This is a genomic window from Rhizobium mulingense, assembly GCF_029194105.1.
Taxonomy (GTDB): domain Bacteria; phylum Pseudomonadota; class Alphaproteobacteria; order Rhizobiales; family Rhizobiaceae; genus Rhizobium; species Rhizobium mulingense.
The window spans coordinates 145,101-167,765 of the sequence record NZ_JARFVE010000014.1 but is presented as its reverse complement, the minus strand read 5'-3'; the positions used below and the strand labels follow the sequence as shown (position 1 = coordinate 167,765).

Below are 22,665 nucleotides of genomic sequence, written 5' to 3'. Positions count from 1 at the left end.
GGGGAGATGAGGGGGTGAGGAGCGCCAGCGACGAACGCCTTGAGCGGCAAGCGAAAGGCAGATGGCTGCTTCAGGTCAAATCTTCCATTCAGCTTCGGCGCCGCCCAAGCCGACCTACGACATAATCAACCCGCCGTCGACATTGATCGTCTGGCCGGTGATGTAGGCGGCGTCGTCGCTGGCGAGGAAGGTGACCAGCCCGGCGACGTCTTCGCCGGATCCGGCGCGTTTCATCGGGATGCCTTCGACCCATTCCTTCATCAGTTCGCCGGGGGCGTAGTTGCCCAGCAGTTTGCCCCAGGCCTGGTCGTTATAGGCCCACATATCGGTTTCGATGATGCCGGGGCAGAAGGCGTTGACAGTGATGTTTTCGGTCGCGACTTCCTTGGCGAGGCTCTGGGTGATGCCGACGACGCCCATTTTCGAGGCGGCGTAGTGCGGGGTGTAGATGAAGCCGTCGCGGGCCTGGCCGGAGGCGGTGTTGATGATGCGGCCGCCGCGCTTGTGCTTGCGCATCCTTGCGATAGCCTCCTGGGCGCAGAGGAAGACGCCCTTGGTGTTGACGGCCATGACCTTGTCCCATTCGTTTTCGGTCATGTCCTCGATGCGGGCTATGGTGATGACGCCGGCGTTCTGGATCGAGACGTCGACGGCGCCGAATTCAGTTTCGGCGGCGTCGTAAAGCGCCTTGACGCTCGCCTTGTCGGTAACATCGCCGATGAAGGGGATCGCCTTGCCGCCGTCGGCCCTGATCGCTTCGGCAACACCGTGGACCAGATCCTCATTGGCCGAGACCACGAGATTGGCGCCTTCGCGCGCAAAGCGCCTGGCGATGGCGGCGCCGATGCCGCGGCTGGCGCCGGTGATGACGACAGTCTTGTTTTCGAAGCGTTTCATCCTCTTTCCTTTCAGATATCTCTCGGGAGACGGCAATCCGCTGAACGAGTTCGCGCAGTCTTGAGCGCCAATGACGGCGCCGTGGCCTCAGCTTGTTCCATCGGCGGGAAGGGCGGGCGGACGACGATATCGCGCCGTCTTGCCCGTTGGTCCCTTCAGCGCCTCGATCTCAGCCAGGGAGGAAGCGAGATCGGTTCAAGTCCTAAAATCAGCGTTCTGATCGCATCACCAGCAGCAGAAACCGCCATCGACGAGAAGATCGACGCCGGTCACGAAACTTGCCGCATTCGACAGCAGGAACACCGCCGGACCGACCATCTCGTCGACCGTTGCCATGCGTTGCATCGGTGTCTGCTCTTCGAAAAGCTTGGTCTGATGAACCATCTCCGGACGGGTGTTCATGGGCGTTGCCGTATAGCCGGGGGAGATGGTGTTGACGCGAATGCCGTGGCTGACCCATTCCATCGCCATTGATTTCGACATATGGATCACGCCCGCCTTGGAGGCGTTGTAATGCGCTTGGCTGAGGCCCCGGTTGACGATGACGCCCGACATGGAGGCGATGTTGACGATGGAGCCGCGTCCATTCTTCAGCATGGCGCGGGCCTCGGCCTGGCAGGAAAGGAATATGCCCTTCAGGTTGATATCCATCAACGTCTGGTATTGATCCTCTTCCATATCTTCCGCCGGGTTCGCATTGGCGATGCCTGCAGCGTTGACGGCCAACGTCAAGGCGCCGAGGTTCGCTTCGGTTCGTGCGACTGCATCGGCAAGTGAGGATTTGTTTGTGACATCGGCAGCGATCTCGATCGAGCGGCGGCCGGCGGCACGAATGAGTTCGGCGGTCTTGGCCAGTCCATCGTCGGTTCGACGGTCGAGCAGCGCCACATCAGCGCCGCATTGCGCAAGGCCGATGGCAATGCGCTGCCCGATGCCGCTCCCGGCACCGGTTACGATGGCAACCTGGCCGCTTAGGTCGAAAAGCTTCGGGGCGTTCAGAGTGATGTCGGACACCGCTCTTCCTTTCTCTGTCTGTTTAGATGGTCGCTAGCTCCATGACCGAGACGTCATTCGCCTGGTCACGATCGAGGATGCCTGCCTGCTTGCCCTGGGCAAGCACGAGAATGCGATTGGAAATGCCGAGAACTTCCTCGAGGTCCGAGCTGACGACGATGACCGCCACACCCTGTTTGGCAAGGTCGACGATTATGTCGTAGATGCCCGCGCGGGCGCCGACGTCGATGCCTCGCGTCGGTTCGTCGAGGACTACGACCTTGGGCTCGCGCAAGAGCCACTTCGCGATGACGACCTTCTGCTGGTTGCCGCCGGAAAGATCGGAGGCGTACTGCTCGGCGCGGCCCTTGACGCCGAACTTGGCAACTGCCTTTTCCGCGAAGGAGCGCTTGATGCGCGGCGTAATCCAGCCGCCGCCGAGTTTGTCCAGATTGGCGTAGATAATGTTCTCGCTGATCCGGTGCCCGACGATCAGGCCCTGCTCCTTGCGGTCTTCCGGAACCATCACGATGCCTTTGGCGATCGCGTCGGCCGGGTCGCGCAACCTGAGTTCCTCGCCTTCCAGCTTGATTGAGCCTGCACTGATTGGATCCGCTCCCGCAATTGCACGCACCAGTTCGGTGCGGCCGGCACCGACCAGTCCGGCGATGCCGAGAATTTCTCCGGCCCGCACCTCGAAGTTAACGTCGCGGAAAGAGTCATCAGGCGAGCTCAGCCCTGATACCTCAAGGACCGGGCGGTCCGTCGGAACCGGGAGGGTAGGGAACAGGCGATCAAGCGGGCGTCCGACCATGCTCTCGACAATCGTTCGCACCGGGGTGGCGCTGTCTGAGAATTCCTGCACCCGCTCCCCATCGCGAAGAACGACGATCCGGTCGGTGATCTGCTTGATCTCTTCCATGCGGTGGGAGATGTAGACGATGCCGACACCTTCCGAGCGAAGCTTGCGAACCTGCTCGAACAGAGCTTCCGTCTCCGCGCCGCCGAGGGCGGCTGTCGGTTCATCGAGGATCAGGAGCTTGGCGTTGAGAGCCAGCGCCTTGGCGATTTCGATGAGCTGTTGATTTGCCGTGGAAAGGCCGGCGACCATCCGTGTGGCCGGTATATGAAGGTTCAAACGCGCGAGCTGGTCCTGGGCCCGGCGAACCATCTGAGCCCGGTCGACGACGCCGTTCTTCATCGGCCAGCGTCCGATGAAGACGTTTTCGGCGATCGACAGTTGCGGCAGAAGCTGCAGTTCCTGATGGATCAGGACAACGCCCTTGTCGATCGCTTCGCGTGGGGTAGTCGGGGCATAAGGCTGCCCCAACCATGTCATCGAACCCTCGGAGGGTGTGCGTGAACCGGCAATGATGCCTGACAGCGTCGACTTGCCCGCTCCGTTTTCACCGAGAAGTGCCACCACTTCACCGGGATAGACGTCCAGGCTGACATTCTTCAGCACCTGGAGCGGCCCATACCACTTGGATATGCCCCTCAGGGAAAGAACTGAATCAGTCACGGCACACCTCCTCAAGACCTCGACATCATTACGGATGGTTGGCGATGAAGCCTGCGACGTTTTCCTTGGTTGTCAGCGTGGCATCCAAGAGCTGTACCGGCGGTACTTTTTCACCGGCGACAAGCTTGGCGGCGTTTTCGACTGCATCGCGGCCCATTTTCTGCGTCTGCTGCGTCGCCGTCACGTTGAAGACGCCCTTGCTGAGCGCTTCAAGAGCCGCGGTATCCCCATCGAAGCCGCCGACCACGATCTTCTGCGAGGGATTTGCGACCTTGATCGCCTGAGCGGCGCCAAGCGCGAGGCCATCGGCCTGTGCGAAGACGATCGAGACGTCGGGGTTTGCCTGCAGCATATTCTGCATGATCTGGAAGCCTTCGTCCTGGCTCCAGATGTTCGAATATTGCTCGGCGACAACCTTCACATCAGGATAGGCCTTGAGCGATTCACCGCAGCCCTTCGAGCGATCGACTTCCGGGGTGGTGCCCTTCTGGCCATGGATGATGACCATCTTACCCTTGCCGCCGGCTTCCTTCAGAATGTAGTCGCACACTGCCTTGGCCGATGCGACGGAATCCGTTGCAAGGAAAGTATCGCCCGGCGCGCCCTCGGCGTTGCGGTCGACGTTGACGACCGGAATGCCGGCGTTCTTCGCCAGCTTGACCGGAACGGTCGCCGCTGCCGCACCTGCCGGGATGTAGATCAGCGCGTCGATCTTCTGGGTCAGAAGATCCTGGATCTGGTTGACCTGCGTCGGCCCGTCGCCCTTCGCGTCGACCGTGATGACTTCGATGCCGCGCTTCTTGGCTTCGGCCTCGACCGATTGCTTGATTTGGTTGAAGAAGTTTGCCTGAAGGTTGGCAACGGCTAGGCCAAGCTTCTTCAGTTCCGCCGCGTGTACGGGACCGAGCATGAGACCGAGCAGTGCAGCGGACGCGAGCATGGTGCGCGCAATTTTCATTGAAGTTCCTCCGTTGTTTGATGGACCCCAGGGTATGTCCTCCCCCTGGGGTTATTGATCCGCCCCGAATTTCCGGGACGGAATTCCGTGTCCGCCAACGCGGCGGAGCATGCGCGTCAGGCGCGACGCCGACGAATGGTCTCTGCGCCGACCGCGAGCACGATGACGATCCCGATGATCACCTGCTGCAGGAAGGGCGAGACGTTGAGAAGGTTGAGGCCGTTGCGAAGCACGCCGATGATCAGCACACCGATCAGCGTTCCCCCGATGCCGCCCGCGCCGCCGGAGAGCGACGTGCCGCCGATAACGACCGCGGCGATGGTGTCCAGCTCATAACCCAGGCCGCTGGAGGGCTGGACGGAATCCAGGCGGGCGGCGAGCACGATGCCTGCGAGCCCGGCAAGGACGGCGCTCACGACATAGACGGCTATGGTCACCAGCGGAACGTTGATGCCTGCCAGGCGCGCGACTTCGGCGTTGCCGCCCACCGCATAGAGCATGCGGCCTTCGGAGCGGAAGTGCAGGAAGAGCCATGCCGCAAGAACGACCGCGAGCATGAGGAAGACCGTGGCAGTCATGACGCCGAAATGACGATCGATCGCCAGCATCATGAACCAGTCGGGAAAGCCGACGATCTGCTGGCCGTCGGTGATCATGTTCGCAACGCCGCGCGCCGCCGACATCATCGCAAGCGTGGCGATGAACGCTGGAACCCTGAACTGCGTCACCAGAAGCCCGACGATAAGGCCTGAAATAGCCGAAGCGATCAGGGCAAAGGCGATCCCCACGGGCAGCGGCAGACCGGCGACGTTCGCCGTCCAGCCCATGACCATCATCGCCAGGGCGAGTGCGGAGCCAACGGAGAGATCGATGCCGCCGATCAGGATGACGAACGTCATTCCAACCGCCATGATGCCGAGGACGGTGATCTGGTCGAGGATATTGAGGCCGTTTCGAACCGAAAGAAACGTGTCTGTGCTGAAGCTCAGAAAGATGCACAGCGCGAGCAATCCCACGAGCGGACCGGTGGCTCCCTTGAGCTTACCGAGCCAAGCGCCGGACGAAAGCCTTTGTTCATTGATATCGAGCGCCACCATTGCTCCTCCCTATGCCTAGGCTTGTATCCGATATTTGTGCAAGCAAGAATAATTATTCACTATTGCTGGAAAATTCATTAACAACTTGCTTTTCGTCTGTCAACAGGATTTGTTCCAACACGGCGTCGCCAGGCTTCGCGTCTAAAGGCTTGACTAATCGGCGTATTGTGCAAGAATATTGAGTAGTGAATATTTATGCACCAAGAGGAACCCATGGATTCGACAGAACTTGAGCGCATCGCCCGCGAAATCCGATTGCGCGATCTCCAGGCGGTCTTTGAAGCGGGCGCCGGCCATATCGGCGGGGAGATGTCGGTCATCGACATTTTGACCGCGCTCTATTTTCGTGTGCTGAATGTCTGGCCGGACCAGCCGAAGCATCCCGACCGCGACAGGTTCGTTCTTTCAAAGGGACATACGGCTTGCGCTCTCTATGTGACGCTCGCAAAACGCGGCTTCATCCCGGAGGAGGAGATTTCCACCTTTTTGCAACCGCATTCGAGGCTGAACGGGCATCCGAATTGCAATAAGGTTCCCGGCGTCGAAACGAATACCGGGCCGCTCGGCCACGGTCTTCCGGTTGCAGTCGGAATGGCGAAAGCCGCTAAACTCTCGGGCGCTAGATATCACACCTACGTCGTCACCGGCGACGGCGAGATGCAAGAGGGCTCCAACTGGGAAGCGATCATGGCGGCAGCCCAGTTCAAGCTCGAGAACCTGACCTTGATCATCGATCACAACAGGTTCCAGCAGGGCGCCGCGCTTGCCGAGACCAACGATCTCGCTCCGCTTCGTCCGAAGCTCGAAGCCTTCGGCTGGGAAGTCACCGAGATCGACGGCAACAATATGGGCGAAATCGTTCCGGCTCTCGAACACCGGGGTTCAGGACCGCACTGCATCGTCGCCCACACCAACAAGGGCCACGGAATCTCCTTCATGCAGGACCGGGTCGAGTGGCACCATAAGGTGCCGAGTAGGGAACAATACGAAATCGCATTGGCAGAATTGTCGGAGGCACTGTAATGAACGCGCCAGTAAACCCACCCAAGCTTCACGATTGCCGCGATGCATTCGCCTCTACGCTCGAGCGGCTGGCAGCTGAAGACGAAACGATCGTTGCCGTCTGCAATGATTCCGTCGGTTCCTCCAAGCTCGGCGGCTTCAAGTCGAGGTTTCCGGAACGCCTCGTCAATGTCGGCATCGCGGAGCAGAACATGGTCGGCGTCGGAGCAGGGCTCGCCAATGGCGGGCGGCTGCCCTTCGTGTGCGGCGCTGCTCCGTTTCTCACGGGGCGGTCGCTGGAGCAGATCAAGGCAGACATTTCCTACTCGAACGCAAACGTCAAACTGGTGGGCATTTCGTCCGGAATGGCATATGGCGAACTCGGTCCGACTCATCATTCGATCGAAGACTTTGCCTGGACGCGCGTCTTGCCCAATCTCCCGGTCATCGCGCCCTGCGACCGGATCGAAACCGCTGCTGCCGTTGCCTGGGCGGCGACCTACAGCGGGCCCTGCTTCCTGCGTCTGTCGCGGGTCGGCGTGCCCGACCTTCTTCCGGAGGGGCATAGGTTCGAACTCGGCAAGGCGAATCTCCTTCGCCAGGGTTCCGACGTCACCCTGATCGCCAACGGCACCCTAACCCATCGCATTGTGAAGGCTGCCGAGATTCTCGCCGACCGCGGTATCGATGCCAGGGTGCTCAACCTCGCAACGGTTCGTCCGATCGACGAGGAGGCCATCATCGCCGCGGCGAGGGAAACCGGCGCGATCGTTACGGCCGAAGAGCATTCGATCTTTGGCGGGCTCGGCTCGGCGGTGGCCGAAGTGGTGGTCGATTATGCTCCAGTTCCGATGAAGCGTCTCGGCGTTCCCGGCGTCTATGCCCCGACCGGTTCGGCAGAGTTCCTGCTCGACGAATACGGAATGTCGCCGTCCGCAATCGCCGACGCTGCACAGGCGCTGATCAAGCGCAAGTAACTGGGGATGGAGCGGCCGGGGCGTATTTTGCCGCCGCGGCTACCGCCTGATCTGTGGAGGATAGAATGCGGGCAATTCTGGCAATCGACCAGGGCACGACCAATTCGAAGGCAGTTCTCGTTTCCGAGACGGGGGAAATCATCGGCAGAGGTTCGTCTCCTGTCGGCATCTCCTATCCGCGGGAGGGGTGGGTCGAACAAGATCCACGCCGGCTGTACGCCTCGGTCTGCGAAGCGGTCGACGCCTGCCTGAAGACCGGCCCCGATGTGACGATCGAGGCCGTAGCCATTTCCAACCAGCGCGAGTCCGTTACCGCCTGGGACGCGGAAACCGGAGACGCGCTCGGACCGGTGGTCAGCTGGCAGTGCCGTCGAACGGCGCAGGATTGCGAACGTCTGATTACCGAAGGCCGCCTTGATCGTGTGCAGGCGCTGACCGGCCTGCCTCTGGATCCGATGTTCCCGGGTTCGAAATTCCGATGGCTGCTCGACCGGATTCCGGCCGGGCGATCGGTACGGCTGGGAACGGTCGACAGTTGGCTCATTCACTGCCTAACGGGTGGTCGCCGGCATGTCTGCGACGCTTCGAATGCCGCAAGGAGCCAGTTGTTCGATCTCAACGAACAGAGATGGAGCGAGGAACTCGGCGAGATCTTCGGCGTCGATATCGGGCTCCTGCCCGAGGTGCTCGACAGCTCAGCCGATTTCGGCAGAACGCAAGGATTACCAGGGGTGCCGGATGGCACGCCGATCATGGCCGCGATTGGGGACAGCCACGCGGCCCTGTTCGGCCATGGAGCATTCAAGCCGGGCGACGGCAAGGTGACCTTCGGAACCGGTTCTTCGGTCATGACGACGCTGCCGCAATTCATTGCCCCGCGCAACGGCATCACAACTACCGTCGCATGGCGTATCGGGGGAAAACCGACTTTTGCGTTCGAGGGCAATATTCTCGTTTGCGCCGCCAGCCTTCCCTGGATGGTTGACATCCTCGGCCTGGCTGACGTAGCCGCCCTTGTCGAACTTGCGGCGAGCGCCGAGCCGGGCGCGCCCGGCTTCGTGCCGGCGTTCGTGGGGCTCGGTGCGCCTTACTGGAATTCCGACGCTCGTGCCCTGTTCTCCCAGATCAACTTCAATACGACACGCGCGCAGATGGCGCGGTCGGTAACCGATTCGATCGCTTTCCAGGTGCACGATGTGATCGCTGCCATGCGGGAACAGAGCGGCGGCGAGCTCGGCGCGCTCTATGTGGACGGCGGGCCGAGCCAGAACCGTTTCCTGATGCAGTGCGTCTCGAACCTGATCGACCATCCCGTCATCCAATGCGAAGCACCCGAGGCCTCGGCTCTTGGCGCCGCCTATCTGGCGGGGCTGTCACTCGGCTTGTGGAGCGATCTCCATATTGTCTCGGAGCTGCCGCGGAACACCCAAATTATTGAGCCGCAACCCGTGGATCGAGCAGCACTTCTCGAGATCTGGAATGATGCGCTTGCCCGCTCGACGTCCTGCAAAACACAGGCTAAAGGTGAATAAAAATTCACCCTGGGACCAGCGATGACTCGCCTCAACGAACTCCGCCTCATTTCAAGGGTCGCCCAGATGTACCACATCGAGGGGCGGCGGCAGGCGGAGATCGCGCAACACCTTCGCCTGTCGCAGGCGACGGTGTCGCGTATGCTGAAGCGTGCCGAGGCGGAAGATATCGTACGAACCAGCGTGATCCCTCCCGTCGGCACCTACAGCGAACTCGAGAGCGTGCTTCGCGAAAAATACCATCTGCCGGAGGCAATCGTCGTCGAATGCACGGAAGATCGGGACGGAGCCATCATGGCCCGTATCGGCGAGGCGGCGGCGCATCTCCTGGAGGTGACGCTTGCGCCGGGGGAGATCATCGGCGTTTCGAGTTGGAGCCAGACCATCTTCAAGATGGTCGAGAACATTCATCCCCAGAAGAGCGCTCAGGCGAAGTACGTCGTCCAGACCTTGGGAGGCATGGGCGATCCTTCCGTGCAGACGCATGCAACGCAGCTGACCACGCGGCTTGCGCGGCTGACCGGCGCCGAGCCGAAACTGCTGCCTGTGCAGGGCGTTACGACATCCAGAGAGGCAAAACTTCTGATGCAGGCCGACCCCTTCGTCCGGGAGACGATGGATCTCTTTGGCAGCATAACGCTTGCGATCGTCGGAATCGGAGCCGTCGAACCGTCCGAACTTCTCGCGCGGTCCGGCAACATCTTTTCGTCCCGCGAACTCTCCGATCTCGCGGAAGCAGGAGCCGTCGGCGATATCTCGCTTCGCTTCTTCGACAAGAACGGCAAGCCGGTCAAGACACCACTGGACGACCGCGTCATTGGGCTTCCACTCGAGGATCTCGAACGGGTGGACCGGGTCATCGCCCTTGCTGGCGGTGCCAAAAAGACCGACGCCATCGCGGGCGCGCTCCGCGTTGGGGTTATCGACATGCTTGTAACGGACAAGTTTACCGCGCAGCGGTTGATCGACTGACGGCGCGGGTGGTGGAGTGCCCGCCTCTTCCTTCGAGGCTCCGCCCGATGGGCTACGCGCCTCACGAAGGCTGACCGTCGTGGCGCGAGGCTCTCGCGGGCGTTGCTGACACTTCTGGATACTTGTGGAATTTGCCACGCCATATTCCGGCCCTTCGCTTGGGCTCAGGGCGTTCGGCCCTGCGATCGATTTACTGGATCAATCGCTCCCGCTTGGGGGATCGGGCCTTACCCACCCGTAACACTCATATGCCGCGCCACCGCTGGTCGATTGTGAGTCCGGTCGATGATGAAGTCGTGGCCTTTCGGCTTGCGGGTAATGGCTTCGTCGATGGCAGCCTGGAGGAGGGCGTCGTCTTCGGTGGCGCGCAGTGCGGCGCGCAGATCGGCGGCGTCGTTCTGGCCCAGGCACATATAGAGGGTGCCGGTGCAGGTCAGGCGCACACGGTTGCAGCTCTCGCAGAAATTATGGGTCATCGGCGTGATGAAGCCGAGGCGGCCGCCGGTCTCTGTGACCCTGACGTAACGGGCCGGGCCGCCGGTCTGGTAGTCGATGTCGGTCAGCGTGAACTGTTTCTCCAGATCGGCGCGCAGCTCGGAGAGCGGCAGGTACTGGTCGGTACGGTCCTCGTCGACCTCGCCCATCGGCATGGTTTCAATGACCGTCAGATCCATGCCGCGGCCATGGGCGAAGCGCAGGAGATCGGGCATCTCGGTATCGTTGAAATCCTTCAGCGCCACGGCGTTGAGCTTGATCTTCATCCCGGCCTTTTTAGCGGCATCGATACCTTCCATGACCTTGGCGAAATCGCCCCAGCGGGTGATCTTGCGGAACTTGTCGGGATGGAGCGTATCGAGCGAGACGTTGATGCGGCGCACGCCGCACTCATAAAGTTCCTCGGCATGGCGCGACAGCTGTGAGCCGTTGGTGGTCAGGGTCAGCTCGTCGAGGCCGGAGCCGATCTTCTCGCCGAGCCGGCGGACCAGATACATGATGTTCTTGCGCACCAGCGGCTCGCCGCCGGTTAGCCTGATCTTCCTCACGCCCTTGGCGACGAAGGCGCAACAGAGCCGGTCGAGTTCTTCCAGCGTCAACAGGTCCTTCTTCGGCAGGAAGGTCATGTTCTCGGCCATGCAATAAGTGCAGCGGAAATCGCAGCGGTCGGTGACGGAGACGCGGAGATAGGTGACTGCCCGGCCGAAAGGGTCGATCATTGGATGTGCATCCACCGCCAGCGGCGATGCGGTGCCTATCGTTCCTATTCTCGTATTCACCTTTTCCTCCGCAGCCGGATCTGAAACGCGCCAGACCCGTACGTCTGCCTGTTTCAAGCGATATGTTTCTATTTGTGCATATGTGATTGCGCCGTCAAGGGAAATGGATTTCGCACACGCTAATTTGCGCTTGCCACGAAACAGGCGAACGCCTACTTCTCCAGGGGAAAGAGGTGTTAGAGATGAGCGATACCTGGCCGAGCGAACTTCGTGTTTCGAAAGACCGGCAGTGGCTGGCGATAACCTTCGACGACGGCCGGAGCTTCGACCTGTCGGCCGAACTCCTGCGCGTGCTGTCGCCCTCGGCCGAGGTGCAGGGCCACGGGCCGGGGCAGAAGGTGACGGTGCCGGGCAAGCGCAACGTGGCAATCATCTCGATGACGCCGACCGGCAATTACGCCGTCAGGATTGGATTCGACGACATGCACGATACCGGCATCTACACCTGGACCTATCTGCGTGAGCTCGGCGAACGGGGGGCGGAGCTGTTTTCGGCCTATGAGGACGAGCTCAGGGAAAAGGGTATGAACCGCGACACGGCGGAAAAGCCGCGCTGAACTGAAAAATAACCAGCCGTCGGGGAATTTATGGCGAAAGCGAATAGCAAGAACTGGCTGCGCGCCAAAGGCAGCGCCGCCGGCAGCAAGGTGACCTTCCTCGAGCTCTTCTTCGATCTGGTCTTCGTCTTTTCGATCTCGCAGCTTTCGCATGCGCTTGCCGCCCATTACACGCCGCTCGGCGCCGCCGAAGCGGCGCTGATGACCTTTGCCGTCTGGTGGGTGTGGATCTTCACCGCCTGGGTGACGAACTGGCTCGATCCCGACAAGATGCCGGTGCGCGGCATGCTCGTCGTGCTGATGATGCTGGGGCTGATGCTGTCAGCCTCCATTCCCGAAGCATTCGGCGACAAAGGGCTGTTCTTTGCCGGCGCCTATGTGGCGATGCAGGTCGGCCGCTCGCTATTTACGACCTATGCGATGACGCGCGTCGACCGCGCCAACACGCTGAATTTCATCCGCATCAGCACCTGGCTTGTGGTGGCTGGGATCTTCTGGATCGCCGGCGGGCTCCTCGATCATGAAGCCCGCCTCATCGCCTGGGTGATCGCGCTGGCGATCGAATATGCCGGACCGGCGGCCGGTTTTGCGGTCCCCGGCCTCGGCCGCTCACAGGCCAGCGACTGGGATGTTTCCGGCGCCCATATGGCCGAGCGCTGTGCGCTCTTCGTCATCATCTGCCTCGGCGAGGCGATCCTCGTGTCCGGCCGCACTTTTTCGGAGCTGCCGGTTTCGGGGCTGACGGGCATTGTTTTCGTCACCGGCTTCGTCGGCACGGTTGCCATGTGGTGGCTTTATTTCCGCTTCGGCCACGGTCGTGCTGCCCACCGCATCGAACATGAGGAGACGCCGGGAGCTTTGGCGCGGCTGGCCTTCACCTATGGGCACATCCCGATCCTTGCCGGCATCATCGTACATGCGGTGGCGGTCGAATTCATGTTCTCGCATCCGCATGAGGTGGGCGATCTCGGCATCGCCGCGGCGGTGCTTGGCGGCTCCGGCCTGTTCCTGATCGGCAATCTCTGGTTCAAGGGCGCGACCAGCAGGCAGCTGCCGCTGTCGCATCTCGCCGGCCTCGTGTTCCTGATCCTGCTTACCTTCGCAGCACCCTTCATCGAGATCTATCTGCTGGGCATTCTGGCGACGCTGGTTCTGATCATTGTCGCGGCCTGGGAATACCGCTCGCTGACCGGCACATCGGCGGCGCCGACGCTGCATTGAGATCAATCGTCGTCGTTGCTGAGATCCTTGAGCAGCACGGTGATAATGCGTTCCATTGAATCGGCGGTCGCCATGCATTGCTCGATCGGCTCGTCGGAGAGCGTGCGTTCGATGAGATCGGTCTGAATCGCCATCGCCGCCTCGGTCAACCGGCGGCCTTCCGTGGTGAGATAAAGGCGCAGCACGCGTTTGTCGCGCGCGTCGCCGCGCCGCTCGATCAGCCCACGCTTTTCCATCTGCGGCAGCAGCATGCTCATATTGGAGCGGCCGACCAAGAGCTTGCGCGCGAGCTCCTGCTGCGAGATGCCTTCGAAACGGTAGAGATTGACCAGAATGTCGAGGTGCGGCGGCTTGATGTCGAGATCGGCCAGCGAGCGGGTCAGTGACTGCTGCATCAGCTGGCAGGCGCGCGCCACCGCGATCCAGCTGCGAAAACGTGGATGATCCCAGGGAAGGGATTGATTTTTGTTCATCGTTGTACTTTATTGTTCAGTGTTGAACGTATTGGATTCCCACTATGGCAAATTTCGCGCTCAAGGTCATCCGCCTGGGATTCTCGGTTCTGCAAGCAGTTTCTCCCCGGCTTGCGGGCAGGGCGGCGTTTCTGCTGTTTTGCCGCACGCCATCGCAGCGTCCGAAGGGCGGCAAGGCGAAGGCGGCGCATGCGGCTGGTGCGGCACGGCTTGCGGGCGCCGAGCGTTTCGTCCTCAAGCTTTCCAGCGGCGCCAAAGCCCATGCGTACCGGCTGAACGGCGGGGCGCTCGGGAAGCGCAAGCGCTATCTCGTCACCCATGGCTGGGGTTCCAGTGTGGTCTATATGGCCGATCTCGTTTCGACGTTGGCGGCAACGGGTGCCGAGGTCGTGGCGCTCGACTTTCCCGGTCACGGTCGTGCGCGCGGACGCTTCCTGCATATGGGGCTTGCTGTCGAGGCGATCGCGGCGGCGGGGGAGCGGTTCGGCGCATTCGATGCGGCGATCGGCCATTCCTTCGGCGGTGCAGCGCTGATGGTCTCGGCCGCCGCCCTCCTGCCAGACGCGGCGCCCGTCACTGGCGAGCGACTGGTGCTGATCGGCGCGCCCAGCGACATGGCATGGCTCTTCACCGATTTCGGCCGGCTGATCGGCCTTGGCGCCGCTGCACAGGCGGCACTGGAGAATGAGGTTCATCATGTCACCGGGCGGAGACTCGAAGAATTCGACGCCGGCAATACGGCAGGTACGATCTCGAGTTCGGTGCTCGTGGTTCATGCGGAGGACGACAAGGAAGTGTCGTCGGCGCATGCCAGGCGTTATGGTGCGGCGGGCAAGCGTGTACGGCTGTTCTGGGCGAACGGCTTCGGGCATCGGCGCATCGTCGGCGCGGCTCCAGTCCTTGGAGCAGTCGCGGCCTTCCTCGAAGAGGAGGCGCATAAGGAGCTCGAATGCATCAAAAAAGATGCGGAGATCATTCCGATTTTTGAGCTTCCGGCGCGGCGCGCGGCATTGTAGCGTCCGGCGCGAAGATCAAGTCGCGGCGGGCGCCCCATGAAAATCATCAGCAGCATCGAAGAGCTCAATACGATCTATGGCGCAGGCCTATCGCAGGCCTCGGTCGACAAGGTGACGACGCGACTGACGCCGCTTTACCGCCAGATGATCGCGATCTCGCCCTTTGCCGCACTTGCTACCGTCGGGCCGGAAGGGCTCGACTGTTCGCCGCGCGGTGATCTCGGCGGCGTGGTGCGCGTTGTCGGCGACGAGACGCTGCATCTGCCCGACTGGCGCGGCAACAACCGCGTCGATTCGCTCTCCAACATCGTGCGTGACCCCAGGCTTGCGCTGATGTTCCTGATCCCCGGCTCGAACACGACGATGCGCATCAATGGTCGCGGCGTCGTCTCCAATGACGAGACGCTACTCAGGGGTTTTGAGATGGACGGCAAACATCCGCGCACGGTCGTCGTCATCTCCATCGACGAGGTCTATTTCCAGTGCGCGCGCGCCGTGATGCGGGCCGAGCTCTGGAATGCCTCGCACTTTGCCGACCCCGCCGCTCTGCCGACGCCGGGGCAGATGCTGAAGGCGGCCGTCGGCGATTTCGACCAGGAAACCTACGACCGGGAGTGGCCCGGTCGCGCGGCGAAGACGATGTGGTGAAAGCCGTCAGGCCTTGTAGATCAGCCAGCTCTTGCTGAAGTCCTTCTGCATCCCGTCCTGATAGAGGACGATGCAGTTGCGTCCGGCATTCTTGGCGCCGTAAAGGGCGATGTCGGTCTTGCTGTAAAGCTCGCCGGCATCCTCGGCATTAGAGGCCATGCAGATGCCGATCGACACGGTAATCGGGCCGTAATTCACGCGTGTGCGGGAGTTTTTGAACGGGGTGGTCTCCAGCGTGCGGCGGATGCGTTCGGCAATCGCCGTCACTTCCTCGGCCGTGTTGCCCTCGATGATCAGCGCGAATTCCTCACCGCCGGCACGGGCGACGAAGACGTCGCGTCGCACATTGCTGCGGACCACCGAGGCGACGGTAGCGAGGATCTTGTCGCCGACGGGATGGCCGTAGGTGTCGTTGATTTTCTTGAAATTGTCGATGTCTGCGAGCAGCAGGGCCGTCACCGGCCGCATGCCTGGATTGTTGAAAACGGCAGCAAGGCGGTCGTCGAACGCGCGGCGGTTGGAGAGGCGCGTGAGCGAGTCGGTGTTGGCGATGCGCTTATATTCGTCGAGTTCCTTGCGGACTTGATCCATCTCCTGGGAACGCTGAACGACGTCCTCGACGGTGCGTTCACCATGCGCCATGGTATCGCCCGTCGCCCGGCTTAAAAGTTCAATCGCATTTTCGATCAGTTCGACGCTGGCATTGCTCTTGGAGGTGATGCGCTTATGGGTCTCGCCGAGCAGTCTGGTATAGCTTTCGAGTGAGCTCTGCTCCTGCCGCAGAATCCGCAGCAACCCGTCGAGTTCGCCCGATATGCGGGTGTGGGCGTCATCGAAGACTTGGCCTGGGCTCGTGTTGAAATATTGCGCGCCGAGCGCGTCGAGTTCGGCCTGCGTCGCATGGGCGCCGAGGGCCGCAAGTTCTCGGGTAAGGGCAGGATTGGAGCCGATATAGGCCTCGTAGAAGAGTTCGTAATTGCGGGGTATCGGGGCAACGCCCATCGAGCGCATCGCATAGGTGATCTGACCCGCGACATCGGGAACCTGCACCTTGGGCGCGACAGCCGTATTCATCCGGCGATACTCCTCAGATATTCAAAGGCAATATTTTAGTTGTTAGCTTGAATTTCTTGGGAAAAGATTAAAGCGACATATACCAAAGATTACATATGACAAGTTCCCGGAGAGGCAATACTTCCGGCAGGTCTTTGATTTTTCATCAAAAAACGTATTTTTAGCGAGGCAATGCATATCCGCTGTGCGGGAATGGTGTCTGAAAAACTTACAGTTCTTCTTGTGCTGAGGATCGTATTCATCTTGTCGACAGTTGGTTTTGGACGCCGGCTATTTCAGAACGAGTATTTTGCAACGATACTTCCTGACGGCCGAGCCGGTCGCAGTCTGCAAATTCAGGCGTAAGATTATGCGAAGGTCTCGTCACACCTCCTTCGCCATCATGGCCGTCGCCGCCATCGCCGCTGGCGTCTTGCTGTTGGAGCATGCCGGCCTCCTTGCCGGAGCTTTCCGCACGGAAATCCTGGCAAGGGTGGATGACGGCGATGTGGTGAATGCTTTGGATATTGCGGGCGGAACAACGCGGTAGAAAGTCCGCCCGCGGCTATCGAGCCTGCCGCAATTACCCCAGGTTCAATTCCTGGAAGAAATCATTGCCCTTGTCGTCGATGACGATGAAGGCGGGGAAGTCTTCGACCTCGATCTTCCAGACCGCTTCCATGCCGAGTTCTGGATATTCGAATACTTCGACCTTGCGGATGCAATCCTGCGCGAGGCGGGCCGCGGGGCCGCCGATCGAGCCCAGATAGAAACCGCCATGCTTCTTGCAAGCCTCGCGCACGGCACGCGAGCGATTGCCTTTGGCGAGCATGACCATCGAGCCGCCGAAGGACTGGAACTGGTCGACGTAACTATCCATGCGGCCGGCAGTCGTCGGGCCGAAGGAGCCGGAGGCGTAGCCGGCCGGCGTCTTGGCGGGGCCGGCGTAGTAGACCGGGTGGTTTTTCAGGTAATCGGGCATGCCTTCGCCCTTTTCTAGCCGTTCGCGGATTTTGGCGTGGGCGAGGTCGCGGGCGACGATGATCGTACCGGTCAAGGACAGGCGCGTCTTGACCGGATGCCGCGACAGTTCGGCAAGCACCTCGGCCATCGGCCGGTTGAGGTCGACACGGACGGTCGATTCCGACAGTTTCGCCTCGTCGATCTCGGGCATGTATTTCGACGGATCGGTTTCTAGCTGTTCGATGAAGATGCCGTCGCGGGTGATCTTGCCCTTGGCCTGGCGGTCGGCGGAACAGGAGACGCCGAGGCCGATCGGCAGCGAGGCGCCGTGGCGGGGCAGGCGGATGACACGTACGTCATGACAGAAATACTTGCCGCCGAACTGGGCGCCGACGCCCATCTGCTGTGTCAGCTTGTGGATTTCCTTTTCCATCTCGAGGTCGCGGAAGGCGTGGCCGCTTTCCGAACCTTCGGTTGGCAGCTCGTCGAGATAGCGTGTCGAGGCGAGCTTGACCGTTTTCAGGTTCATCTCGGCCGAGGTGCCGCCGATGACGATCGCCAGATGATAGGGCGGACAGGCCGCCGTCCCTAACGTTAGGATCTTCTCCTTGAGGAAGTCGATCATCCTGTAGTGCGTCAGGAGCGAGGGCGTGCCCTGATAGAGAAAGGTCTTGTTGGCCGAGCCGCCTCCCTTGGCGACAAAGAGGAATTCGTAGGCGTCGGTGCCTTCCTGGTAAATGTCGATCTGCGCCGGCAGGTTGTTCCTGGTGTTCTTCTCCTCGAACATCTTCACCGGCGCGAGCTGCGAATAACGCAGGTTCTTCTTCTCATAGGCATCCATGACGCCGCGGGCGAGCGCTGCCGTATCGCCACCCTCGGTCCAGACTCTGCGGCCCTTCTTGCCCATGATGATCGCCGTGCCGGTGTCCTGGCACATCGGCAACACGCCGCCGGCGGCGATATTGGCATTCTTCAACAGGTCGTAGGCGACGAAGCGGTCGTTATCGGTCGACTCTGCATCATCGAGGATCGAGGCGAGCTGCTTCAGATGGCCGGGCCGGAGCAGATGGTTGATATCGGCAAACGCGGTTTCGGCAAGCAGGCGGATGCCCTCCGGCTCGACGGTCAGGATTTCCTGACCCTTGAAGCGATCGACCGAGACGTAATCGCTGCTGATCTTGCGATAGGGGGTGGCATCCTTGCCGAGCGGAAAGAGATCGTCAGCCATCGAAGTGACCTTTCTGGTGGGCGCGTCGCGAAATTGGAACCGATCTAAATCTCCTGTCGGGCAAAAGCAATCTGCATGCGCAAGTTTGGAGTTGGGGCCATGTCGTGCCGCATTTTGCAGTCGGTATGTCACACGCGATAAGCGAGTGAAAGAAAGGGGACATCGACATTTGTCGCGAAACGACCGACCTCAGGTTGCCTTCAGTTCAAGCCCGGTTCATATTCCGGCAGCGTTAACCTGCGGGGGCTTCCAATGACAAATGCAAAGCCAACTGCTGTCGACGACCTTCTCGTATTTTTCGAGCATGACTGGATCAGGGGCGATCTGCTGCGCCTCGCCAGCGATCCCGAAGGAGCGGACATGTATGTTCGCTTTGTCAATGGCATCCGTATCGACGCCAAACATGGGCCTGACCATGACACGATCATTGAGGGTAAGTACGGAATCTTCAGAGTGAAACCTGACGGTCACTTCACATATGAGCTGGACCACACGCTCGACGTGGTGAAGAATTTAGGCAAGTACGATCAACTCATCGAAATGCTGAGCTACAAAATGTCGGATGGCTCGGGAGGCACGGACCTCGGCGTTTTGACCCTTGCAATCGACGGCGTCAACGAAGACGAAAAATACCACGAAGTCCTAGATTTCGATGATATGGGCGTCTTAACGAGGGCAGATAATTTCTCTCTTCCCAATTACCGGGGCTTTGCGCTCTCCGTGAACGGCAGCCACGACGTGACGCTTCTGAACGGCATCGTCTATGGTATCATACCTGGTGTCGACGCCATTACCGAGGACGGTTTCAGCGATACCGTACTATCCCCAGGTTCTGCGCCCGTAATCCTGAAAATGGTCGATGGCGGGAAGTTCACCTTTCAGAGCGTCTCGATCGCCGAACTGTCTGCGTCGCCTTTTCACCTGTCGCTCACTGCCCTGAATGACGGCCAGATTGTCTATCAGCAGGAGCTTGAGGTCAGCAGTCCCAGTCTCGAGGTCAATATCGAAGACATCGAAGAAATCCGTTTCGATTTCATCGGCAATTCGGTCGTAATGGACAATATTTCGCTGCTGGTATGAGGTCTGGTCGGTCGCTCTGATCGTATTCGCGCTATGGCCCCTTTCCTGTCGCTTTTTTTGCCTTAGCGAGCCGAGGTCTCGGCACCACGGCAGCGCCTCGGTGCTCTCGCAACGACGACGGCGTGCACGGGCCAGCCATGGGGGCGACGACGCGCGTCTCGTTGATAGCGCGCTATTTAAGTTTTCGAAAGTTTGATTGAAACTACAACTCTCTCGTGTCATGTTGCGACGCACAAAGCGAGGAGCTCATGGTTTACTCTATACAATACCTCCGTGCTGTTGCGGCGATCGCGGTCACAATCTTTCATGTTGCATTCATTTTCGGTTGGAATTTTGTTCCGCTGGCGGCTGGTGTAGACCTGTTTTTCATCATCAGCGGCTTCATCATGTGGACTATTTCGGACGCGCGACCGACCGCGCCGCTGCAGTTTATCCGAAACCGCATTCAGCGGGTTCTGCCCATCTATTGGATCTGCACTCTGCTGTTTGTGGTTGCGGCCACCGTTTCACCGAAAAATTACGACAATGCCGCCTTTGGCGCAGCTGATATCATCCGGTCACTGCTGTTTGTGCCCTATTTCGACGGCACCGGTGTCGTTCAGCCGGTTCTCGTTCCGGGTTGGACGCTGAATTATGAGATGTTCTTTTACACCGCGTTTTGCCTTGTCCTGTTCTTGAAGGGAAGAACGCAGCGTCTTCTGGCGATAACGGGTTTTCTTGTGCTTTGCGTGGCAATCGGCCTGTTCGCGCCAGTGACCCCATATTCTATCGTTTACGCATCGCCGCTGTTGCTGGAGTTTCTGGCCGGCGTTATCATCGCATTCGTTATGTCGAGAGCCGACGTCGCGTCGACCAGGCTGTCGGTGGCATTGATGGTACTGGGACTCGTGTCCATCGTCGCTTCCTCCTTCCTTGACAAGCCACACGGTTTCGTTCGGGTTCTCGTATGGGGCGTTCCGTCGGTCTTTATCGTCCTGGGTGCCCTGGTTGCCGAACCTGCAAGCCTTTTTCCGAAATTGACATGGTTGAAGATATTGGGGGATTCGTCCTACTCGCTCTATCTGACTCACATGATTGCGATCGGTGTGGCAAAGCTCGCGATCTATATTGCCGGGGTCGAACGCTGGACTACGCCGCTTGCTCTTCGAATTCCATTGCTCGTGATCACGACGATATTCTGCGTTTCTGTTGGACTCGTCTTTTACTTCTGCGTCGAAAAGAAGATTGCGCAGTTTCTCAAACGATTGGAGAGAGGCAGAAGGGCCGCTTTATACATGCCTGCCGAATAAGTCGCGGCCGCGTAGGAGCTTATCTCAGCATTCAGACAAAGCGGGCGTTCTCTGCGCACCATGCGTAGAGTGGCCGGGTTCAGCATCGTTTCCTCCATTGCAGGATGGAAGGGGGGTCGAACCCGTGGCTCAACCCGACACTGTTCGCGGGCGGGATGGGAGACGCCGGCTTATTTCGGGCCGATCATCGTTTCCGGGCGGACGATGGCGTCGTAGTCTTCGGCGGAGACGAGACCGCTGGCGAGGGCTTCCTCCTTCAGCGTCGTGCCGTTCTTATGGGCAGTCTTGGCGATCTTGGCGGCCGCGTCGTAGCCGATCTTCGGGGCAAGTGCGGTCACCAGCATCAGCGAACGTTCGAGGCCGGCCTTGATGTTGTCCTCGCGCGCCTCGATGCCTACGACGCAATTGTCGGTAAATGAGACGGCGGCGTCGGCAAGCAGCTGCACCGACTGCAGGAAATTATAGGCCATCATCGGATTGTAGACGTTGAGCTCGAAATGGCCCTGGCTATCGGCGAAAGTCAGGGCGGCGTGATTGCCGAAGATGTGGATGCAGACCTGTGTCAGCGCCTCGCATTGGGTCGGGTTGACCTTGCCGGGCATGATCGACGAGCCGGGCTCGTTTTCCGGCAGCGCCAGTTCGCCGAGACCGGCGCGGGGGCCGGAGCCGAGGAGACGAATGTCGTTGGCGATCTTGAAGAGGGCGGCTGCGGCGGCGTTGATGGCGCCATGGGAAAAAACCATGCTGTCATGTGAGGCAAGCGCCTCGAACTTGTTCGGCGCGGTGACGAAGGACAGTCCCGAAATAGCGGCGATCTCTTCGGCGACCTTTTCGGCAAAGCCCGCCGGTGCATTGAGTCCGGTGCCGACGGCGGTGCCGCCCTGGGCGAGCTCGCAGAGTCCGGGCAGGGTCATCTCGATGCGCTTGATCGCGGAGCCGACCTGGGCGGCGTAACCGGAAAATTCCTGGCCGAGCGTCAGCGGCGTCGCATCCTGGGTGTGGGTTCGGCCGATCTTGATGATGTGGCTGAATTCCGTGACCTTCATGTCGAGAGCGGCATGCAGGTGTTTCAGGGCCGGCAGCAGGTGATGCGCGATACGTTCGGCGCAGGCGATATGCATGGCCGTGGGGTAGGTGTCGTTGGACGACTGGCTCATGTTGACGTGATCGTTCGGATGCACCGGCTTCTTGGAACCCATCACGCCGCCCAGCATTTCTATGGCACGATTGGCGATTACTTCGTTGGCATTCATGTTGGACTGCGTGCCGGAGCCGGTCTGCCAGACGACCAGCGGAAAATGGTCGTCGAGCTTGCCGTCGATCACTTCCTGGGCCGCATCAACGATGGCTTTGCCGAGGCCTGGATCGAGTTGGCCAAGTGCCATGTTAGCGCGTGCCGCGGCCTGCTTGACGATGCCGAGTGCACGCACGATCGAGAGCGGCTGCTTTTCCCAGCCGATCTTGAAATTGCCGAGCGAACGCTCGGCCTGGGCGCCCCAATATCGGTCGGCGGCGACGTCGATGGGGCCAAAAGTATCGGTTTCGGTGCGGGTTGCGGTCATTGGGGTTTGCCTTCCTGTCACATGCTGTTTCGGGCATTTTCGAAAGATGAGGTTTTATAGGTTGGAAACCAGATCAAGAAAACCGGATGCCGTGCGAAATATTGAAAATTCCAGTCAGGTTTGCGCCGGCTGGCGGCCGTGCTTTTTAGGCCACTTTGAAAATATTATGCATCGGCAGGTTTTTGCCGCACTGGCCTGGCGGCAAAAATTCGGTAAAAAATTAACTAATAATTTCATAATTTTGTGTGAACTGCTGCGCGGCGCCGTGCAGAATTTCCGTCACAGAGAATTGAGTCCGCCGGCGCTGGCGGCGAAGGCCGGTTTCTGATCAATGAGGCCCTACGCTGCGTG

22 protein-coding genes are annotated in these 22,665 nt (G+C 60.2%); 12 read left to right on the top strand and 10 right to left on the bottom strand.

Annotated features, from left to right (window positions below; all coding sequences use genetic code 11):
* Positions 1-114: 114 nt before the first annotated feature.
* From PYR71_RS26420 to PYR71_RS26400, 5 genes are all read right to left on the bottom strand, one after another.
* Entirely contained in the window at positions 115-897 is a 783-nt protein-coding gene (locus PYR71_RS26420; protein WP_275621487.1) for a glucose 1-dehydrogenase, read from the bottom strand.
* Between the two features lie 225 nt (positions 898-1,122).
* Positions 1,123-1,911 (bottom strand): SDR family oxidoreductase, encoded by a 789-nt coding sequence (locus tag PYR71_RS26415; RefSeq protein ID WP_275621486.1) that lies wholly within the window; start codon positions 1,909-1,911, stop codon positions 1,123-1,125.
* Between the two features lie 22 nt (positions 1,912-1,933).
* On the bottom strand, positions 1,934-3,412 hold the full coding sequence (locus tag PYR71_RS26410; RefSeq protein WP_275621485.1) for a sugar ABC transporter ATP-binding protein: 1,479 nt from the start codon (positions 3,410-3,412) through the stop codon (positions 1,934-1,936).
* A gap of 28 nt (positions 3,413-3,440) precedes the next feature.
* Positions 3,441-4,370: a sugar ABC transporter substrate-binding protein gene (locus PYR71_RS26405; protein ID WP_012484069.1), complete on the bottom strand. Its 930-nt coding sequence runs from the start codon at positions 4,368-4,370 to the stop codon at positions 3,441-3,443.
* 116 nt (positions 4,371-4,486) lie between these two features.
* Positions 4,487-5,467: an ABC transporter permease gene (locus tag PYR71_RS26400; protein ID WP_183913408.1), complete on the bottom strand. Its 981-nt coding sequence runs from the start codon at positions 5,465-5,467 to the stop codon at positions 4,487-4,489.
* Between the two features lie 213 nt (positions 5,468-5,680).
* Here PYR71_RS26400 and PYR71_RS26395 point away from each other — a divergent pair, with 213 nt between their 5' ends.
* From PYR71_RS26395 to PYR71_RS26380, 4 genes are all read left to right on the top strand, one after another.
* Positions 5,681-6,490 (top strand): transketolase, encoded by an 810-nt coding sequence (locus PYR71_RS26395; protein WP_183913410.1) that lies wholly within the window; start codon positions 5,681-5,683, stop codon positions 6,488-6,490.
* Positions 6,490-7,446: a transketolase family protein gene (locus PYR71_RS26390; protein WP_275621484.1), complete on the top strand. Its 957-nt coding sequence runs from the start codon at positions 6,490-6,492 to the stop codon at positions 7,444-7,446. The genes PYR71_RS26395 and PYR71_RS26390 overlap by 1 nt, the downstream gene beginning before the upstream one ends.
* A 65-nt stretch (positions 7,447-7,511) precedes the next feature.
* A complete protein-coding gene (locus tag PYR71_RS26385) occupies positions 7,512-8,978 on the top strand; it encodes an FGGY family carbohydrate kinase (protein ID WP_275621483.1) in 1,467 nt (488 codons plus the stop codon).
* A gap of 21 nt (positions 8,979-8,999) precedes the next feature.
* A complete protein-coding gene (locus PYR71_RS26380) occupies positions 9,000-9,950 on the top strand; it encodes a sugar-binding transcriptional regulator (protein ID WP_183913416.1) in 951 nt (316 codons plus the stop codon).
* A 227-nt stretch (positions 9,951-10,177) separates the two neighbouring features.
* Here PYR71_RS26380 and moaA read toward each other — a convergent pair whose 3' ends face one another.
* Complete coding sequence (gene moaA, locus PYR71_RS26375) at positions 10,178-11,224, bottom strand: GTP 3',8-cyclase MoaA (RefSeq protein ID WP_275621482.1); 1,047 nt, start codon at positions 11,222-11,224, stop codon at positions 10,178-10,180.
* Positions 11,225-11,406: 182 nt separating this feature from the next.
* Between moaA and PYR71_RS26370 the strand changes: the two genes are divergently transcribed.
* Positions 11,407-11,781, top strand: a complete 375-nt coding sequence (locus PYR71_RS26370) for a gamma-butyrobetaine hydroxylase family protein (RefSeq protein WP_183913420.1) — start codon at positions 11,407-11,409, stop codon at positions 11,779-11,781.
* 30 nt (positions 11,782-11,811) lie between these two features.
* Positions 11,812-13,002 (top strand): low temperature requirement protein A, encoded by a 1,191-nt coding sequence (locus PYR71_RS26365; protein WP_183913422.1) that lies wholly within the window; start codon positions 11,812-11,814, stop codon positions 13,000-13,002.
* 2 nt (positions 13,003-13,004) lie between these two features.
* Here the strand turns inward: PYR71_RS26365 and PYR71_RS26360 are convergent, their stop codons facing one another.
* A complete protein-coding gene (locus tag PYR71_RS26360; protein ID WP_183913424.1) occupies positions 13,005-13,475 on the bottom strand; it encodes a MarR family winged helix-turn-helix transcriptional regulator in 471 nt (156 codons plus the stop codon).
* A 44-nt stretch (positions 13,476-13,519) separates the two neighbouring features.
* Between PYR71_RS26360 and PYR71_RS26355 the strand changes: the two genes are divergently transcribed.
* Together PYR71_RS26355 and PYR71_RS26350 are read left to right on the top strand one after the other, a co-directional pair.
* Positions 13,520-14,491, top strand: coding sequence for an alpha/beta hydrolase (locus PYR71_RS26355; protein ID WP_275621481.1), 972 nt, complete (start codon positions 13,520-13,522; stop codon positions 14,489-14,491).
* Positions 14,492-14,527: 36 nt separating this feature from the next.
* Positions 14,528-15,139 (top strand): pyridoxamine 5'-phosphate oxidase family protein, encoded by a 612-nt coding sequence (locus PYR71_RS26350; protein WP_183913428.1) that lies wholly within the window; start codon positions 14,528-14,530, stop codon positions 15,137-15,139.
* A gap of 6 nt (positions 15,140-15,145) precedes the next feature.
* On the opposite strand, the gene PYR71_RS26345 is transcribed toward PYR71_RS26350, so the two are convergent.
* Positions 15,146-16,213, bottom strand: a complete 1,068-nt coding sequence (locus tag PYR71_RS26345; protein WP_275621480.1) for a GGDEF domain-containing protein — start codon at positions 16,211-16,213, stop codon at positions 15,146-15,148.
* 349 nt (positions 16,214-16,562) lie between these two features.
* Between PYR71_RS26345 and PYR71_RS26340 the strand changes: the two genes are divergently transcribed.
* Entirely contained in the window at positions 16,563-16,742 is a 180-nt protein-coding gene (locus PYR71_RS26340) for a hypothetical protein (RefSeq protein WP_275621515.1), read from the top strand.
* A 33-nt stretch (positions 16,743-16,775) separates the two neighbouring features.
* Here PYR71_RS26340 and PYR71_RS26335 read toward each other — a convergent pair whose 3' ends face one another.
* A complete protein-coding gene (locus PYR71_RS26335) occupies positions 16,776-18,383 on the bottom strand; it encodes a fumarate hydratase (protein ID WP_275621479.1) in 1,608 nt (535 codons plus the stop codon).
* A gap of 252 nt (positions 18,384-18,635) precedes the next feature.
* Here PYR71_RS26335 and PYR71_RS26330 point away from each other — a divergent pair, with 252 nt between their 5' ends.
* Together PYR71_RS26330 and PYR71_RS26325 are read left to right on the top strand one after the other, a co-directional pair.
* On the top strand, positions 18,636-19,463 hold the full coding sequence (locus PYR71_RS26330) for a VCBS domain-containing protein (protein ID WP_275621478.1): 828 nt from the start codon (positions 18,636-18,638) through the stop codon (positions 19,461-19,463).
* A 248-nt stretch (positions 19,464-19,711) separates the two neighbouring features.
* Positions 19,712-20,752 carry an acyltransferase family protein gene (locus PYR71_RS26325; RefSeq protein ID WP_275621477.1) on the top strand — a complete coding sequence of 347 codons (1,041 nt, stop codon included), beginning with the start codon at positions 19,712-19,714 and terminating at the stop codon, positions 20,750-20,752.
* Between the two features lie 170 nt (positions 20,753-20,922).
* On the opposite strand, the gene fumC is transcribed toward PYR71_RS26325, so the two are convergent.
* A complete protein-coding gene (gene fumC / locus PYR71_RS26320) occupies positions 20,923-22,314 on the bottom strand; it encodes a class II fumarate hydratase (RefSeq protein WP_275621476.1) in 1,392 nt (463 codons plus the stop codon).
* A gap of 61 nt (positions 22,315-22,375) precedes the next feature.
* Between fumC and PYR71_RS26315 the strand changes: the two genes are divergently transcribed.
* Positions 22,376-22,642 (top strand): hypothetical protein, encoded by a 267-nt coding sequence (locus PYR71_RS26315; RefSeq protein ID WP_183913926.1) that lies wholly within the window; start codon positions 22,376-22,378, stop codon positions 22,640-22,642.
* Positions 22,643-22,665 lie beyond the last annotated feature (23 nt).

Excerpts from the sequence above, each read along its gene's own strand:
- PYR71_RS26395 (WP_183913410.1), top strand. The coding sequence starts at position 5,681 with ATGGATTCGACAGAACTTGAGCGCATCGCCCGCGAAATCCGATTGCGC.
- PYR71_RS26350 (WP_183913428.1), top strand. The coding sequence starts at position 14,528 with ATGAAAATCATCAGCAGCATCGAAGAGCTCAATACGATCTATGGCGCA.
- PYR71_RS26330 (WP_275621478.1), top strand. The coding sequence starts at position 18,636 with ATGACAAATGCAAAGCCAACTGCTGTCGACGACCTTCTCGTATTTTTC.
- PYR71_RS26340 (WP_275621515.1), top strand. The coding sequence starts at position 16,563 with ATGCGAAGGTCTCGTCACACCTCCTTCGCCATCATGGCCGTCGCCGCC.
- PYR71_RS26325 (WP_275621477.1), top strand. The coding sequence starts at position 19,712 with ATGGTTTACTCTATACAATACCTCCGTGCTGTTGCGGCGATCGCGGTC.
- PYR71_RS26390 (WP_275621484.1), top strand. The coding sequence starts at position 6,490 with ATGAACGCGCCAGTAAACCCACCCAAGCTTCACGATTGCCGCGATGCA.
- PYR71_RS26360 (WP_183913424.1), bottom strand. The coding sequence starts at position 13,475 with ATGAACAAAAATCAATCCCTTCCCTGGGATCATCCACGTTTTCGCAGC.
- PYR71_RS26365 (WP_183913422.1), top strand. The coding sequence starts at position 11,812 with ATGGCGAAAGCGAATAGCAAGAACTGGCTGCGCGCCAAAGGCAGCGCC.
- PYR71_RS26380 (WP_183913416.1), top strand. The coding sequence starts at position 9,000 with ATGACTCGCCTCAACGAACTCCGCCTCATTTCAAGGGTCGCCCAGATG.
- PYR71_RS26345 (WP_275621480.1), bottom strand. The coding sequence starts at position 16,213 with ATGAATACGGCTGTCGCGCCCAAGGTGCAGGTTCCCGATGTCGCGGGT.
- PYR71_RS26355 (WP_275621481.1), top strand. The coding sequence starts at position 13,520 with ATGGCAAATTTCGCGCTCAAGGTCATCCGCCTGGGATTCTCGGTTCTG.
- PYR71_RS26405 (WP_012484069.1), bottom strand. The coding sequence starts at position 4,370 with ATGAAAATTGCGCGCACCATGCTCGCGTCCGCTGCACTGCTCGGTCTC.
- PYR71_RS26400 (WP_183913408.1), bottom strand. The coding sequence starts at position 5,467 with ATGGTGGCGCTCGATATCAATGAACAAAGGCTTTCGTCCGGCGCTTGG.
- fumC (WP_275621476.1), bottom strand. The coding sequence starts at position 22,314 with ATGACCGCAACCCGCACCGAAACCGATACTTTTGGCCCCATCGACGTC.
- PYR71_RS26420 (WP_275621487.1), bottom strand. The coding sequence starts at position 897 with ATGAAACGCTTCGAAAACAAGACTGTCGTCATCACCGGCGCCAGCCGC.
- PYR71_RS26385 (WP_275621483.1), top strand. The coding sequence starts at position 7,512 with ATGCGGGCAATTCTGGCAATCGACCAGGGCACGACCAATTCGAAGGCA.
- PYR71_RS26335 (WP_275621479.1), bottom strand. The coding sequence starts at position 18,383 with ATGGCTGACGATCTCTTTCCGCTCGGCAAGGATGCCACCCCCTATCGC.
- PYR71_RS26370 (WP_183913420.1), top strand. The coding sequence starts at position 11,407 with ATGAGCGATACCTGGCCGAGCGAACTTCGTGTTTCGAAAGACCGGCAG.